14 protein-coding genes and 1 pseudogene are annotated in these 16457 nt (G+C 39.9%); 10 read left to right on the top strand and 5 right to left on the bottom strand.

Annotation, left to right across the window (positions count from 1 at the left end):
* Positions 1-128 precede the first annotated feature (128 nt).
* Together GFH30_RS03630 and GFH30_RS03625 are read left to right on the top strand one after the other, a co-directional pair.
* The gene (locus tag GFH30_RS03630) at positions 129-3023 is read left to right on the top strand and encodes a valine--tRNA ligase (protein WP_153370944.1); all 2895 of its coding nucleotides are present in this window, start codon (positions 129-131) and stop codon (positions 3021-3023) included.
* Between the two features lie 65 nt (positions 3024-3088).
* Positions 3089-3403, top strand: a complete 315-nt coding sequence (locus GFH30_RS03625; protein WP_153370943.1) for a P-loop NTPase family protein — start codon at positions 3089-3091, stop codon at positions 3401-3403.
* On the opposite strand, the gene GFH30_RS03620 is transcribed toward GFH30_RS03625, so the two are convergent.
* Complete coding sequence (locus GFH30_RS03620) at positions 3400-4347, bottom strand: IS30 family transposase (protein WP_153370942.1); 948 nt, start codon at positions 4345-4347, stop codon at positions 3400-3402. The two genes, GFH30_RS03625 and GFH30_RS03620, sit on opposite strands and share 4 nt — an antisense overlap.
* 136 nt (positions 4348-4483) lie before the next feature.
* Between GFH30_RS03620 and GFH30_RS03615 the strand changes: the two genes are divergently transcribed.
* Positions 4484-5590, top strand: a complete 1107-nt coding sequence (locus tag GFH30_RS03615; protein ID WP_171501030.1) for an AAA family ATPase — start codon at positions 4484-4486, stop codon at positions 5588-5590.
* On the top strand, positions 5590-6264 hold the full coding sequence (locus GFH30_RS03610) for an HNH endonuclease family protein (protein ID WP_153370940.1): 675 nt from the start codon (positions 5590-5592) through the stop codon (positions 6262-6264). Before GFH30_RS03615 ends, GFH30_RS03610 begins: the two co-directional genes overlap by 1 nt.
* Before the next feature lie 33 nt (positions 6265-6297).
* Here GFH30_RS03610 and GFH30_RS03605 read toward each other — a convergent pair whose 3' ends face one another.
* Positions 6298-7329: a phage tail tape measure protein gene (locus tag GFH30_RS03605; protein WP_153373349.1), complete on the bottom strand. Its 1032-nt coding sequence runs from the start codon at positions 7327-7329 to the stop codon at positions 6298-6300.
* Positions 7330-7533: 204 nt separating this feature from the next.
* On the opposite strand from GFH30_RS03605, the gene GFH30_RS03600 reads away from it, so the two are divergent.
* Entirely contained in the window at positions 7534-8211 is a 678-nt protein-coding gene (locus GFH30_RS03600; RefSeq protein ID WP_153370939.1) for a DUF421 domain-containing protein, read from the top strand.
* A gap of 7 nt (positions 8212-8218) precedes the next feature.
* Here the strand turns inward: GFH30_RS03600 and GFH30_RS03595 are convergent.
* From GFH30_RS03595 to GFH30_RS03585, 3 genes and pseudogenes are all read right to left on the bottom strand, one after another.
* Positions 8219-8901: pseudogene (locus GFH30_RS03595) on the bottom strand (HAD family hydrolase).
* A 138-nt stretch (positions 8902-9039) separates the two neighbouring features.
* On the bottom strand, positions 9040-10149 hold the full coding sequence (locus GFH30_RS03590; RefSeq protein WP_153370938.1) for a porin: 1110 nt from the start codon (positions 10147-10149) through the stop codon (positions 9040-9042).
* A gap of 136 nt (positions 10150-10285) precedes the next feature.
* Positions 10286-11524: an MFS transporter gene (locus tag GFH30_RS03585; RefSeq protein WP_153370937.1), complete on the bottom strand. Its 1239-nt coding sequence runs from the start codon at positions 11522-11524 to the stop codon at positions 10286-10288.
* Between the two features lie 128 nt (positions 11525-11652).
* On the opposite strand from GFH30_RS03585, the gene GFH30_RS03580 reads away from it, so the two are divergent.
* The 5 genes from GFH30_RS03580 (at position 11653) to putP (ending at position 16394) form a co-directional block, all read left to right on the top strand.
* Positions 11653-12282, top strand: a complete 630-nt coding sequence (locus tag GFH30_RS03580) for a 1-acyl-sn-glycerol-3-phosphate acyltransferase (RefSeq protein ID WP_153370936.1) — start codon at positions 11653-11655, stop codon at positions 12280-12282.
* 61 nt (positions 12283-12343) lie between these two features.
* Positions 12344-13261, top strand: coding sequence for a patatin-like phospholipase family protein (locus GFH30_RS03575; protein WP_153370935.1), 918 nt, complete (start codon positions 12344-12346; stop codon positions 13259-13261).
* Between the two features lie 84 nt (positions 13262-13345).
* Complete coding sequence (locus GFH30_RS03570; RefSeq protein WP_153370934.1) at positions 13346-13828, top strand: NfeD family protein; 483 nt, start codon at positions 13346-13348, stop codon at positions 13826-13828.
* A 2-nt stretch (positions 13829-13830) separates the two neighbouring features.
* Complete coding sequence (locus GFH30_RS03565) at positions 13831-14685, top strand: SPFH domain-containing protein (protein ID WP_153370933.1); 855 nt, start codon at positions 13831-13833, stop codon at positions 14683-14685.
* Positions 14686-14903: 218 nt separating this feature from the next.
* Positions 14904-16394, top strand: a complete 1491-nt coding sequence (gene putP / locus GFH30_RS03560; protein ID WP_153370932.1) for a sodium/proline symporter PutP — start codon at positions 14904-14906, stop codon at positions 16392-16394.
* The last annotated feature ends 63 nt before the right edge of the window (positions 16395-16457 follow it).

The following is a 16457-nucleotide window of genomic DNA, read 5'->3' as shown; positions in this document are numbered from 1 at the left end:
CTCTATCATACGAGGAGTTTTGCACGCTGCCAATCAGATAAAGTTTGCATTTGGTTAAGCTGCCGCACTACGCTATTTTTTTGCTACAATAGCTGCAATTTTTTAGCTACTTTTGAATTGTTCGAACTATGACTGATTCAGCGCAAAATATCGCGACAACCTACGATCCTACTGAGATCGAGAAAAAATGGTACCAAACTTGGGAAGAGCGTGGTTATTTCAAGCCTTCTAAAAACGGTGAATCGTTTTGTATTATGATTCCGCCGCCAAACGTCACTGGTAGCTTGCACATGGGTCATGGTTTCAACAATGCCATTATGGATGCGTTGACCCGTTATAACCGTATGTCAGGCAAAAATACGCTTTGGCAACCGGGGACTGACCACGCAGGTATTGCAACCCAAATGGTTGTGGAACGTCAGTTGGGTGCAGAAGGCATTAGCCGTCATGATCTTGGTCGTGAAAAGTTCATCGAAAAAGTTTGGGAATGGAAAGAACAATCTGGCGGTAACATTACTCGCCAAATTCGTCGTCTAGGCTCATCTGTAGACTGGTCACGTGAACGCTTTACCATGGATGATGGTTTATCAAACGCAGTGAAAGAAGTGTTTGTTAAACTGCATGAAGATGGTTTGATCTACCGTGGTAAACGCCTTGTAAACTGGGATCCGAAACTCCAAACGGCGCTTTCTGACTTAGAAGTTGAGTCTGATAAAGAAGAACAAGGTTCGCTTTGGCACTTCAAATACTTCTTTGAAGATAAATCGCTTCGTACCCACGATGGTAAAGATCACATCGTTGTTGCAACCACTCGTCCTGAAACATTATTAGGTGATACTGCGGTTGCGGTTGCGCTTGATGATGAACGCTATGCCGACTTGGTGGGTAAAAATATTATCCTGCCAATTACAGGTCGTGCGGTTCCAATCGTTAAAGACGAATATGTCGATAAAGCATTCGGTACAGGCTGTGTAAAAATTACCCCTGCACATGACTTCAATGACTATGAAGTGGGTAAACGTTGCGAATTGCCAATCATCAACATCTTCAACAAAAATGCGGAAGTGTTGAGCGATTTTGAATATATCGCAAAAGCGGGCGAACAAATTTCTAAAACCATTCCTGCACCTAGTGACTACATTGGTTTAGAGCGTTTTGAAGCACGTAAAAAACTCGTTGCTCAAGCGGAAGCTGAAGGTTGGTTAGATCAAATTCAGCCATATACGCTTAAGCCACCTCGTGGTGACCGTTCAGGTGTCATCGTTGAGCCGTTATTGACGGATCAATGGTATGTGAAGATTGCGCCACTTGCTGAACCTGCAATCAAAGCCGTGAAAGATGGCGACATCAAATTTGTACCTGAGCAATACAGCAACATGTACATGGCTTGGATGAACAACATTCAAGACTGGTGTATCTCGCGTCAATTGTGGTGGGGTCACCGTATCCCTGCTTGGTACGATGCAGAAGGTAATGTTTACGTTGGTCGTAACGAAGACGAAGTTCGTGCGAAAAACAACATTCCTGCTGATGTTCAATTAGATCAAGATGAAGACGTATTGGATACATGGTTCTCTTCAGGTCTTTGGACATTCTCAACTTTAGGTTGGACTGGCGATGCCAAAAAAGATGCTGAGAATTACTTCTTAAATACCTTCCACCCGACTGATGTGCTTGTAACAGGTTTTGACATCATCTTCTTCTGGGTTGCCCGCATGATCATGATGACCATGCACTTCATGAAAAATGAAGATGGTACACCGCAAGTGCCGTTTAAAACTGTGTATGTACACGGTTTGGTACGTGATGGCGAAGGTCAGAAGATGTCTAAATCTAAGGGTAACGTGCTTGACCCATTAGATTTGATTGACGGTGTGGATCTTGAAACTTTAGTACAAAAACGTACTACAGGTTTGATGAACCCAAAACAAGCGGCGAAGATTGAAAAATCTACTCGTAAAGAATTCCCTGAAGGTATTCAATCTTACGGTACAGATGCCGTTCGTTTCACATTCTGTGCGCTTGCTAACACCGGTCGTGACATCAAGTTCGACATGAAACGTGTTGAAGGTTACCGTAACTTTGCCAACAAAATCTGGAACGCAACCCGTTTCGTGATGATGAATTGCGAAGAGCAAGTGATTGGTCAAGAAGTACGTCAAGACCTTTGGGAATTGCCTGAACAATGGATCGTGAGCCGTTTACAAAAAGCGCAACAAGCGGTGCAAACAGCATTTGCGACCTATCGTTTAGACTTGGCTGCACAAGCGATTTACGAGTTCATTTGGAATGAATACTGTGACTGGTATGTAGAGCTGACTAAGCCTGTTCTGAATGATGAAAATGTATCGGTTGAGCGTAAAGCTGAAGTGCGTCGTGTGCTTCTTTCTGTGATGGAAGCGTCTTTACGTTTGGCTCACCCGTTAATGCCTTACTTAACAGAAGAAATCTGGCAAACACTTGCGCCGAAACTGAACATCGTTGGCGAAACAATTATGTTGGCGCAATACCCAGTTGCTGACCAAGCGCTTATCAACGACCAAGCTGAAGCAGATATGCAATGGCTTCAAGGTCTGATTGGTGCGGTACGTAACATCCGTGGTGAGATGGGTCTAGGTAATGCGCGCTTGTTGCCTGTTCTGCTTCAAAACACCACTGATGCTGAAAAAGCGCAAATCGCACGTATTGAACCGTTGTTTAAAGCATTGGCAAAAGTTGAAAGCATTACTTTCCTTGCAGATGCTGAACAACCGCCATTGTCTTCATCAAGTGTTGTTGGTCATGTGTCTGTATTCGTTCCTATGAAGGGCTTAATTGATCCTAAAGCGGAATTGGGTCGTCTACAAAAAGACCTAGACAAAGTTCAAAAGCAACATGACCAAATTGCAACTAAACTTGCCAATGAAGGTTTTGTGGCGAAAGCACCTGCTGCTGTGGTTGAAGGCGAGAAAGTGAAGCTTGCTGAGTTTGCTGATCAGTTAGCGAAGATTAAAGCGAATATGGAGCAAATTGCAGCGCTTTAAAGTGTTGTTAGTTTGATCTGATTTGTAGTATAAAGGGCTGATTATTCAGCCCTTTATTTCTCACAATGAATCATATAGATACTATTTTATTCGAAAAAAATGAAATTCCTTTACACGGTAGAAACTTAATTCTGACAGGGAATAATGGTTCAGGAAAAACATACTTTTTAAACAAAATTAGAAATCATTTAGCTAATGATAAAGTTGGTTTAGGCATAAACCTTGAAAAAGAGAACACTAATAAACTTATCGAACTATTAGAATATACTTTAGAAAAATTCCAACAGCCTCTTAAACTTAGTGAAAACAGCATTTATTTAATTGAGCAAATAATCCAAAGAAAAAAAGCATCTGATCTTTCCTCTATTTATAAATCTTAGATTAGCATTTGAAGTGCAACACCATGTTGTTGCCATAATACCTGACTCGGACTTTTAAAGCCGAGTCTTTTTCTTGGACGATGATTGATACGGGCTGTTATTTCTGAGATATATTCATCTGTATACTGATTTAAGTCACTTCCCTTTCTAATGTATTGTCTGACTAAGCCGTTGGTATTTTCATTCGTACCTCGTTGCCAAGCGCTATAAGGATCTGCGAAATACCAGTCTATTTCTAATTCTTGAGCAACACATTCATGCAGACTAAACTCCTTACCATTATCTGCGGTAATCGTCTTGAGCTGATCTTTGATTGGCTCAAGTAAACTGATCGTTGTTTGGCAAACTTCCTCTGCTTTACGTGAGCTACACTTCTTTAGCCACAAATAACCTGTCTTACGATCTACAATCGAGACCAATGATTGCTGATGATTCTTACCCACAATCGTATCTATCTCTAGATCACCGAAACGATGACGCTGTTCAATCTCAATCGGTCTATCATGAATGCTTTTACGATTAGCCAGCTGACCACGAGTTTCAGGAGAGCCGTATTTCCTCTTTCTTTGATTTCTGAAACGTAGATGATGAAAGAGAGTACCGCCCTTATTTTTATCCTGTCGTATTAAGCGATAAATTGAATGCAGACTGACTGAAACACGGGAAGCAATCTGTTCAGGACTCCATTGAAGTTCAAGATAAAAGATGACATTTGCCCATATTTCATCAGGGATTCTTTTAGGATTAGAGCAATGGCGTCTTCGAGCGAGTTTACTAGCATGCTTAGCGAAATAACCATTTCTAGCTCGATTACGATTGATTTCTCTAGAAATAGTGGAAGGTGAACGATTCAGTCTCCAAGCAATATAACGTTGAGAAAATCCTTCACGTAACAATGTAAAAATCTGATATCTTTCTTCTTGGGTAAGATGAGTATAGTTCATGATGCAACTTTGACTTTGGTCGGTCGGAAGCAAAATGCTAGCTCATCTTGCTTCTTTCCAAAATTTAATCTCTGTTGCACTTCATTTGAGAATCTAAGAATTAAATAATATCCTGAAAAATAGTTACAATATTTTTTTGATAGAAAAAGAATATTTCTTCAGAGATAATCCGATACTTAACCAACAAGACTATATTATTAAGACAATTGAAGATCCAAATTTAGAACAATATTTTCATTATTACTCACCTGAATTTTTAGAAAATCTAGTTAATAGAATTTTTGATCATATAAATAAAATTATTCAAAAAGATACAAAGTTTGCTCTTATTCCCATTCACAATAGAAAAATAGCTTTTAACTTTTTTGACTCCTCACGTGTCCCTTCCCTTGAAGGACTAAGTATGAAAGTGTTTCAAAGTTATGAGCATTTAACTAAAAATCCAGAACTTACAGATCCACCAAATCTTTTAGAGGCTTATTTAATATCTATAAAAAAGGATATCAACAATATTCTTAGCAATCGTTCCGGAGAAAAAGGACATACCATTTGGATGGTCAATGAAGTTCAGAAATGGTTTCTTAAAGTAGAAAATGACTTAAAAAATATATTTGAAAATGATTCGATCGAACTATCTTTTTCTAAAGACGGAAATGAAGTCCTTATAAATTTAAGAAATCGAAATGTTAACTATAGTTTTGAACAACTTTCTTCTGGTTTTAAGGCAATTTTTTATATTTACTCATCTCTTCTTATGAGAGCAGAACGAGAAAAAATTAGTCCAGAAGAACTCTCAGGTGTAACTATAATTGATGAAATTGATGTCCATCTACATATTTCATTACAGAAAAAGATATTACCATTCTTAATTAAGTCTTTCCCCAAAACACAATTTATTGTTAGTACTCACTCACCTTTTGTTATTACTTCAACGAACAATGATACTGTAGTTTATGATATTTCTAGTGGTGAATTTTTTGATGATGATTTGAGTCTTTATTCACATGAATCAATTATTAAAGAACTATTTCATATTAATCCAGAAAGTAATGACACCCTTTATATTTCTAAATTGATTGTCGAATTTATCGAACAGGATATGCATAGAGATAATTTGATGGAAATCAAAAATACTCTAGAAAGAATAGAAATGGATTTGCCAAAACTTTCTATTGAGTCTCAATTACAATATATTGTTGCAAAAAATAAACTCGAAAAAATTACTCAAGAAGGGTCCAAGTAATGTTTTCAGTTAGTAGACCAAATACAGTCCCACAGAGTCTGACAGGTACCAACAAAGATTATAGATCCGAGGAAGTTCTGCTTACCTTAAAAAAAATGTTTCATGGGAAATGTTATCTATGTGAAAGAGCTAATATTTCAGACATTCAGGTTGAGCATCTCGATCCACACCAAGGAGACCTAATAAAAAAATTTAATTGGAATAATTTATTCTATAGTTGTAGTCGTTGTAACAGTATTAAAAGTCATACTCATACAAACATATTAGACTGTTCTATAGCTAACCATGATATATCTCACTATCTTATACTTGAGTGTCCTCTAACAAATAATAGAGATATTAAAGTAACTGTTAGAGAAAATAGTCCTTCAACCCAACAGTCTGTCAACCTTACACTAATGCTATTAGATGAATGCTATAACAATACATCAACTGGAATCAGAGGCATTAGTCGGAGCGAACTAATCAAAGATATTCAAAGATATAGTTTTCAACTACAAAAAATCAAAAATGAATTGCTATTTCCTACAGAACCGTTAGCTCAATCCGAAATTGATTTAAAAATCGAAAAATTAAAAGCTATGTGCTCACCTCAATTTGCATATTCTGCTTTTTGGAAATGGGCTATTACTTTAGATGAAGATCTATCGGAATTGGTGGGCAATGTTTTCTAATAATCCCTCTCCCAAAGGGAAAGGGAGAAAAGTTTAAAGCACTTGATGCTCCAACAACATCTCCAACCCACTCTCTTTCCCCATAAAACTCAGCCTTTGCTTTTCCGCTTTTAACTGTTGCTTTACCGCAGATACATCCGCATCAATCTGCTTATATAACTGCTCAATATTCAGTTGACCTTTTGATTTTTGCACCGCAATTTTGGCTTTGGTTGACCAAAGAAGTGAATCAATGAGTTCCTGAATCTGCTTTTTCAAAGACTGACTTTGCGCTTCTAAAGCCTGTTGGTAAAACTTCACTTGCTCCGCACTTAAACCTTTATTTGAGCCATTCTTACTTTGCTCCACTTCAAGCTGAAGTTTAAGTAAAAAGAATAAATCTTCCTGTTCATAGGCTTCATTGGCACGTTGTAGAAGTTCAGTCTTTTCCGCTTTTTTAGATTCATCAGGCTCACGGTCAGGGTGAATGATGGATGCAATTTTTAAATAGACGGTTTTCAGCGATTGATTCACCAACTTTTCGGCTTGGGCTTGTTTAGCCTGCTGACGTTTGAGCTTGGCTTGCTCACGTTCTTGTTGATATTGATCGCTGTTCCAATCTTCAAGCTCATCACCACCTTGAACGGTTTCATTGTCAGGCTCATCAATAGTAGCTGAGTTTTTCCTCTTGGTTTTTTTCTTATCGTACTCGTTTGCCTGCACATAATACGCATGCATCTTTTCCACTTCATCGACCTGCTTTTGAGTCAACAAATGTGAACCTTGCAGTAAACGCGCTAAGGTTTGGATTTTATCTTCTACTACCACCGTATCTGATTTGCTTAAATCATAACAACTTAGGCTATTCCAAAGGGTTTGCATCTGTTCATACAAGGTACTATATAGCTCACAATATGTAGGTATGAGTGCCTTTAGACTATAGGTGCGGATCTCATCTTTAGCACTTTGCCACGCAAGCAATAATTGTTTTTGCTGTTCGATCTCATCAATTAAACGGTTTAACTTTGGATGCTGTGGTGAGACTTCAAGTATCGTAGGTGGCGTGGTTTTTAGCGCAAAAGACATCATCAAAATATCAAACAAATAAAAAGTATTTTAACGTGAGTAGTCGATGTTGATGCTGAATTTTTAAATGCTTAAACAGAACGACTTAAAGAATGATGATTTACAAATAATTTTTAGGCATCAAATCACTACATAAATACCAACATCATCATCGATCTTCACTTGATACACTCACCTTAAGATAATAATAAACGGAGCTTCTAAGTGGAGTGGTCAACCATTTTTATTCATGACACCACATGGTCATTTGCCGCAGAAATTTTGCTGCGCTGCTTGGTCATGTACATCATGATTATTTTGTTCTTGCGCCTGACAGGTAAACGCGGCGTGCGACAATTGTCGATCTTTGAAGTCGCGATTATTTTGTCTTTAGGTTCGATCGCCGGCGACCCGATGTTTGATGAAGAACTGCCGCTGTTACAAGCATTTTTGGTGATGGCAACTATTATTGTGTTGTATCGCATTACCACCTTACTCACCATGAAATACCAACCATTTGAAGATTTGTTAGAAGGCAAATCTTTATACATTGTGGAAGATGGCAAGATGGTGCTTGAACATATTAAGCGCGGCAAAATGTCGCATGACGAGTTCTTTGCCGAAATGCGCCAACAAGGAGTCGAACATTTGGGACAAGTCCGTGTGGGTCTGCTTGAAAGTGATGGCAAATTTAGTATTTTATTTTACAGCCCTGAACAGGTCGGTTATGGTCTGCCACTCTACCCCAAGGCACAGCAGTCCATTCAACACATTGAAGCGCATCAACATTATGCCTGTCTACACTGCGGCAATGTCTGTCTGCTTACAAGTGCCAACCAAGATTGCCCACGCTGCCAACATTGCCAATGGACGATAGCCATCAATACCCAACGCCAAACCTGAATAGAACTTACAAATACTGCCACAGCTCACTTAACTGTTGAATCTTACGCTCGATCGGTTGGGTGGCTGGATGAAAGCCTTCGATCCAAACGGCGCGCATACCGGCAGCACTTGCCCCTTGTATATCGTTAATGGGATGATCGCCAATATAGACACAATGTTCAGGCGCCACGCCCAATGTGTTGGCCGTCAGATGGAAAATTTCAGGATTGGGCTTACTGACGCCGACTAAGCCTGAACTGATAATTTCATCAAAATAATGCGCAAAGCCAAGCCCTTTCAGAATATTCAGGCGGGTCTCATGCCCACCGTTCGAGATAATACCAAGCTGATAGCCTTTATTTTTCAACTGCGCCAAAAGCTCTTTGCGCTTGCGGCATGGCTACGGCACATAAACCATTGTTCAAACCAAAAGGTAGACAGTTCCTCTAAACTTGGAGGATTTTTCCATTGCAGTTCTTGCAATAGTGCATAGGAAACCGATGCGCCAATGCTTGGATGGGTCAGATGTTCTTTCTTGGGATAACCCCCATTATCAATGCGACGGACAATCTGCGTCATTTTTTCAAAATCAATATGCGCTAAGTCAGCTGCATAGGATTGCCATAAATGTCGGGTAAATGCCTGCACACTTAAGTCACGGTGGGTTAAGGTATTATCGAGGTCAAACAGTACAGCAAGGATGGTCATGTGATATCCAATTTTTTGTTCTAATGTAGCATCTCTGCCTAGCTTTCCTTTTGCATTAATTCGATAAGCTATTTAAAACCATGCATAAAAAAGGCGATGTTTTCACATCGCCTTTTTATTTAGATGACAAAGTCTACATTAGAATTTGTATTCTAGACCTGTACCTACAACAGGTTGTTTAGTTTCATTTGAACCTTGTTCAAGCGTTAAATAACCTGCATAACCGTATGCTTTCACTTGTTTATTGAATGCATAGTCTGCACCTACAAAAATTTGTTCAGCGTCAAAGTCTGCTTTACCATTTGTGAATGAAGTTGTGTTTTGGCTATATTGTGCTTTCACAGTCCAAGCTTTCGCAGTTGGGATATTGTATTCAGCACCAATTAACCAACCTTGAGCATCATCGATAAACTCTGAACCATCTGCATTACCGTCTGCTTTTTCAACTTCTGATGTTTGATAAAGTGCTTTCAGTGCAAGACCACCGTCCAAATTTACACGACCAATCGCACGTAACGTATTTGCCGCAGCAAATAAACCCGCTTGACCTGCTTCTGGGTAAGTTGCGTTATCGAAACCACGACCTGCGAAGGTTGTCGGTACAGCTTTATCATAAGCAAGACCAGCAACCACAACTGGGTTGTTATAGACTAAAGAGGCTGACCAAGTATCGCCTAAACCACGACCTGCTGATTTCGACGCACCATTGCCTTTTTCAATTTTTTTGTTTTCGCCCGTAGCTAGCAAGACATTTGCTTGAACTTTACCTTCAGCAACTGCAAAAGCTGGTGATTCGTAAACTACAGCGTTAGATAAACGGGTTTCGCCTGTCATGATGCCTGTTACGTCAGCTTTGTTACCAACATAGTTATTAAACGTATCGACTGGGCTAGACAGTTGTTTTAACGGTGTATCGTGTGCACCAATTTTCAATGTACCTAATTTCGCATCTTTTAAACCAACAAAGCGGTTACGTTGTGACCAATCAGAGCCTTCGCCATCTGAGTTAAACGCCCATTCAATGGCATACACTGCATTTAAACGTTCAGTAAGTTTCTCTTCACCTTTTAAGCCAACAAATGAACTGTTCGAACTAAGTTCAACAACGTCTTTATCCTTAAATGGTGCTCGGTTATCTTCAGGTAAGTAATCAATTGATGCATCAATCTCACCATAGAATGTTGGTGCTGCAAAAGTTGACCCCGCCAAAAGGCTTAATGCAATTGCTGTCGCTAACTTAGTTTTCATCTAAAAAATTTCCTTGAATTATTTTGTAACGAATATTACACACACTGCTTATCTTACAAAATTATTAAAATATTATTTATATATTCTATTTAGTACTTTAGGCTAATAGCTGCTTTTTTAGCTCATATTCGTCGGATTAATTATTTTTTGCGGCTTTTTTCCAAATCCAAATTGGAATAAGACTTAAAAGACTGCATACCACAATGAAGTTTAAATAAAGACTATAGCCAAAATGGTCAGCAAAAATACCGCTGATACTATATAAACCACCACTTACCGTCGCCATAATTGCTACCTGAAAAGTGAAGTCTGTAGCCGCATATTGCTTACGGCTGTATTGCATGATTAATGTCAGCATCACCACCAATAACATCGCTGAGATCATGTCTTCTAAGGCATTGATGCTATAAATCACCCATTCATTCACCGTATGTTTTGCTTCATATTGCTGAGCTAACCATGCATAACCAAACATACTGATAATTTTTAGAATCGAAAAAATAAAGAGTGTATGAGCACGAGATATAAATCGCAGACACAGACCGGCAAGTCCCGCCCCCAGCAGTGCTGCAAAAGCCCCCAACATCGTGATATACACACCAATTTGGCTTAAACTTAAGCCTAAATCGACCATTAATGGCTTTAAAATGGGTCCTGAAAGACCATCAACCAGCTTAAATGTGATTAAAACCAAGAACCAACGTTTCAAGGTACGATTGTTCAGAAAATATTGAAAATAAGATCGAAGACTAAAGCGCGCTTGATCTACTTTTTCGGTAGGATTTTGGCTTTGAACCGATGATTCTTTAAACAATAAAATGGGCAGCGTATTCAAAAAAACCAAAGCAGCCAGTATTAAAAACGTGGTTTGCCATTGCAGTGCATCAATTAACCACAGAATTGCACCACCACCGACAATAAAACCTAAACGTGAACCCACAACTTGAAAAGTATTACCCCAATGTTGCTGCTCGCCTTTCAATCTTGTCACCGCCAATCCATCGGTCGCGACATCCTGAGTTGCACCAATCGTATTCATGAGCAACAAACTCATAAAGAAAGCTAGCAAATACAGTGGTTGATCTAAAGCAGTAATGGGTAAAAATGACAGTCCAATGAGTACAGCCACGGTTAATAATTGTGTCGGAATAATCCAGCTACGATAATGCCCCCATCGTTTTGATCCCACACGATCGACCAACGGCGCCCAAAAAACCTTAATGGACCAAGGCAACATCAACAGTCCAAAACCACCGATATGCGTCAGCGACACGCCTTCAGCGCGCAAAATAACTGGCAAAGCATGCGTCATAAAGCCAACGGGTAAGCCCTGCGCCCAATATAGGCTAAACAGCAACAGATATATATTTTGCATCGTGTTCGCATCAATCCTTTGATCAGTATTATCGTTTTGGTGGTTTTGAATAGATATTTTGCCAATGAAATCCTGTTTTAAACAGCTCAAAATCATGAAAACAATAAAATGAAGATGAGCTATTGCTTATGCCTACAGCCAAATTTCCACATTTACCCCCACGTGTTCCGAGTCGTGGTAGCAAGTTAAGACGTCAATTATTTAAACAACTGTTCTTAGCACAGGGTTGGACATTTCAAGGGGAGTTTCCCAATTTAGCCAAAGCGGTTGCCATTATTTCACCGCATACCTCCAATATAGATGCTTGGTATGGTTTTAATGCGCTGTTAGGACTTGGGCTAGACATTACCATCTTTGGCAAAGACAGTTTATTTCGCACCCCACTTAAGCCTCTTTTACAATGGATTGGCGTTGTTCCTGTGGTACGTGATTCTCCGCAAGGAAAAACCCAACAAATTATTCATGCCATTCAAAATAAACAGCAAATTTGGGTCGGCATGGCACCTGAAGGCTCAAGAAAAGCACCAGAGAAAATCCGTAGCGGCTTTTATCATATTGCACATAGTGCAGGGTTACCTATTGTCATGTTTGGCTTTGATTATGAGACGAAAACCATTTTGATTTTGGGTGTGTATCACACCACAGGCAATTATGAAGCTGACTTAGAGCAGATTTATGCCCATTATCATGGCAAAATTTCAGCAAAACATCCTAAACGTATCGCAAAACCGTTACAAAAGCATGCCAAAAAAAGCTAGGAAAATATGTCAATCTTTGCTCATATAAGCTTAATTTTGTTTCATTATTTGACTGATTACAATGAAATTTGCTTTTTACGCTCCGATTTTTGCTGCGGTATTTGCTTTAACTGCCTGCGATAAAGCCACCCAAATCCCCGCTAAAACCACAACCATTCAAGCACGCCAACCTGTAATTGGGGTTGCCCTTGGCGGCGGCGGTGCTAAAGGTTTTGCGCATATTGGGGTATTAAAAGTACTTGAGTCGCATGGCATCAAAGCGAAAATTGTGACAGGCACCAGTGCGGGGAGTTTCGTCGGCAGTTTATATGCCAGTGGTAAATCACCTTATCAATTACAACAAATCGCACTTAATTTTAAAGAATCTGATATTCGAGATTTGACGTTAAACCGTCAAGGCATCATTCAAGGTCAAAAGCTGCAAGACTTCATTAATAAAAATGTTGCGAATAAACCGATTGAACAATTTCCTATTCGCTTTGCTGCGGTTGCGACACGTTTAGACAATGGTCGTCGAGCTGATTTCATCAAAGGCAATGCAGGTCAAGCCGTACGTGCATCTTGCAGTATTCCAAATGTATTTGTTCCTGCCACAATTGCAGGTACTCAATATGTCGATGGTGGCTTGGTCAGCCCTATTCCGGTCAAAACTGCAAAAGCGATGGGTGCCGATATTGTGATTGCTGTCGATATTTCAGCGCGTCCGGACAGTTCTAAGGCTGTGAGTATGTTTGGTTTGCTCGATCAAACCATCAATATTATGGGACAGCAAAGTATCAATGAAGAATTGAATCAAGCGACTGTGGTGATTACACCGAAAGTTGGTCATATTGGTACTTTAGACTTAAAGGCGAGCAATGAAACCATTTTAGAAGGTGAAAAAGCAGCGCAATTAAAAATTAAATCGATTCAAAAAGCGATCACTGACTTTAAAAAATCACCCGCCGCATTTAGACCTGTACCGCAATCAAAATTTTAACTGATTCAATTGTATGTAATTTAACCCCAATCTGTTACATTGAAAAAGAGATTGATTTAACTTTTACAATACACGAGTAGATGTATGGAATTCGTTTTTGAACCATGGCATTGGTTTGTCTTGGGCGTGGTGCTGATTTTATCAGAACTGGTTTTGCCCGCATTTGCTGCACTTTGGTTTGGTGTGGGTGCCATTTTAGTCGGTGTGTTATTTTGGATGTTCCCGTCAATGGGTATCATCTTACAAGTGCTGATTTGGATTTTCTTTTCTGTGCTTTGCACCGTGGCGTGGTTTAAATACATTAAGCCACTTTCAACAGATAAAACCAAAGCAGGTTTATCTCGTGAAGCGACTATTGGTCAGGTCGGCATGGTGATTCAAGTCAATCTAGCGCATGACCAGATTAAAGTACGGTTCCCGATGCCAGTCCTTGGCTCAGATGAGTGGAACTGTCGTACGCTGAAAACTGTTCAAGTGGGTGATCGTGTCCGTGTTGTGGACATTCTCGGTAATGAACTGGTCGTTCAACCCCATACAAATAATTATGAAAATGAGAAAGGTATTTAATTATGTCTGCTGGCACTATTATTGTTATTGCGTTTTTGGCTTTTGTCGCCATCACCATTTTTAAAGGTGTACGTATTGTTCCACAAGGTTATAAGTGGATCGTGCAACGCTTGGGTAAATACCACACCACTTTGGGTCCAGGTTTAAACTTTGTTATTCCGTATATTGATGAAGTAGCCTATAAAGTCACTACCAAAGACATTGTATTGGATATTCCTTCACAAGAAGTGATTACCAAAGATAATGCGGTGCTCCTCATGAATGCCGTGGCATATATCAATCTGACTACACCTGAAAAAGCGGTGTATGGTATTGAAAACTATACATGGGCAATTCAAAACATGGTGCAAACCTCACTGCGTTCAATTGTCGGTGAAATGGATCTCGATGATGCTTTATCTTCACGTGATCATATTAAAGCAAAACTCAAAGCTGCTATTTCAGAGGATATTGCTGATTGGGGGATTACCTTAAAAACGGTTGAAATCCAAGATATTAAACCTTCACATACCATGCAAACAGCAATGGAAGAACAAGCTGCGGCTGAACGTCAACGTCGTGCGACGGTGACTAAAGCCGATGGTGAAAAACAAGCGGCTATTTTAGAAGCGGATGGTCGTCTGGAAGCCTCGCGTCGTGATGCTGAAGCACAAGTGGTTTTGGCTGAATCATCGCAACGTGCCATCGAAATGGTCACTTCTGCGGTCGGTGATAAAGAAATTCCTGTGGCTTACTTGTTGGGTGAGCAATATGTAAAAGCCATGCAGGATATGGCGAAATCGAACAATGCCAAAACAGTAGTGTTACCTGCCGATATTATGAATACCATCCGTGGTGTCATGGGGCGTAATCCATAAAATCGCATGAAGTTTCATCCAAATAGGTAGCCTTCGCGCTACCTATTGTTTTTTCCCGCAATAAAAACTCTGCAATTTGTTCGAATTTATGGTTAAATTTCGCGTTAATTTTTTGTAATCTTCTGGGCTGGGTCGCTTGTGTAATGTTGATTTTACACATGGTTGTCTAAACGTAGTCCTTATTTCGATTTACAGTCCAACTCGAAAATGGATATTGTATGAGCTCCCTCAATCCAACATTAATCACCTTTCTTTTATATATTGTGCTGATGGTCGTCGTCGGCTTGATGGCGTACCGTGCCACCACTAACTTTTCTGATTATATTTTAGGGGGTCGCCGTTTAGGTAGTTTTGTCACTGCATTATCTGCAGGCGCATCCGATATGAGTGGTTGGCTTTTAATGGGCTTACCCGGCGCAATTTATCTTTCAGGTTTATCTGAAATGTGGATTGCGATTGGTCTGATCATTGGTGCATGGCTCAACTGGCTTTTGGTTGCAGGTCGCTTACGTGTCCACACCGAAGTGCAAAACAATGCCCTGACCCTGCCCGACTATTTTTCAAATCGTTTTAATGATCAAAAGAAAGTCTTACGTATCGTGTCTGCGGTTATTATCTTAATATTCTTTGCGATTTATTGTGCTTCAGGTATGGTTGCCGGCGCGCGTTTATTCGAAAGTATGTTTGCAATGCCGTATAGCACAGCACTTTGGATCAGTGCGATTGCAACCATCAGTTACGTGTTTATCGGTGGTTTCTTGGCTGTTTCATGGACAGATACCATTCAAGCGGGCTTTATGATTTTCGCGTTATTGTTGACTCCAATCGTCGCAATCTTAAGTTTCTCCGACTTATCGCAAGTGACTTTAGCGCTTGAAGCCGCTCGTCCTCAAGCGTTCGACTTTATTGGCAATCTGAGCTTCGTTGCGATTTTATCGTTATTGGCATGGGGCTTAGGCTACTTTGGTCAACCGCATATTTTGGTACGCTTCATGGCGGCAGATTCAGTGAAATCAATTCCGAATGCACGTCGTATTGGGATGACATGGATGACGCTGTGTTTGGTCGGCGCTGTTGCAGCAGGTTTCTTCGGGATAGCTTATTTCCAACAACATCCTGAACTGGCAGCAGTTGTTAATGCCAATCCTGAAACAGTGTTTATGGAATTGACTAAAATTCTGTTTAATCCATGGATTGCGGGCGTTGTACTTGCCGCTATTTTAGCTGCCGTGATGAGTACACTTAGCTGTCAGCTTTTAGTGTGCTCGAGTACCCTGACTGAAGATTTCTATAAATCATTCTTACGTAAAAATGCCTCGCAAAAAGAATTGATTTGGATCGGTCGTTTGATGGTATTACTAATTTCGATTCTTGCGATTTGGATGGCGGGTAATCCTGAATCTAAAGTACTCGGTCTTGTGGCGTATGCATGGGCAGGTTTCGGTGCGGCATTTGGTCCACTGATTATTTTGTCTTTAATGTGGAAACGCATGACATTAAACGGTGCTTTAGCCGGTATGGTCGTTGGTGCTGTGATCGTGATTGCATGGAAAAATCTATTTGCCGCAACTGGCATTTATGAAATTATCCCCGGCTTTATCTGTTCATTCATTGCAATTATTGTGGTTAGCTTAATGGGCAAAGCCCCAAGTAAAGATGTCACTGATCGTTTTGAAGAAGCAGAACGTCTATATAATGAAAGTAAATAATCCGTAATATGCGTGATTAAAAAAGAGGACATGATGTCCTCTTTTTTTATGTCTGATTTTAAG

It is taken from the genome of Acinetobacter wanghuae, assembly GCF_009557235.1.
Classification (GTDB): domain Bacteria; phylum Pseudomonadota; class Gammaproteobacteria; order Pseudomonadales; family Moraxellaceae; genus Acinetobacter; species Acinetobacter wanghuae.
Note: the sequence above shows the minus strand (reverse complement) of the source record. Positions and strands in the feature narration are given on the sequence as shown.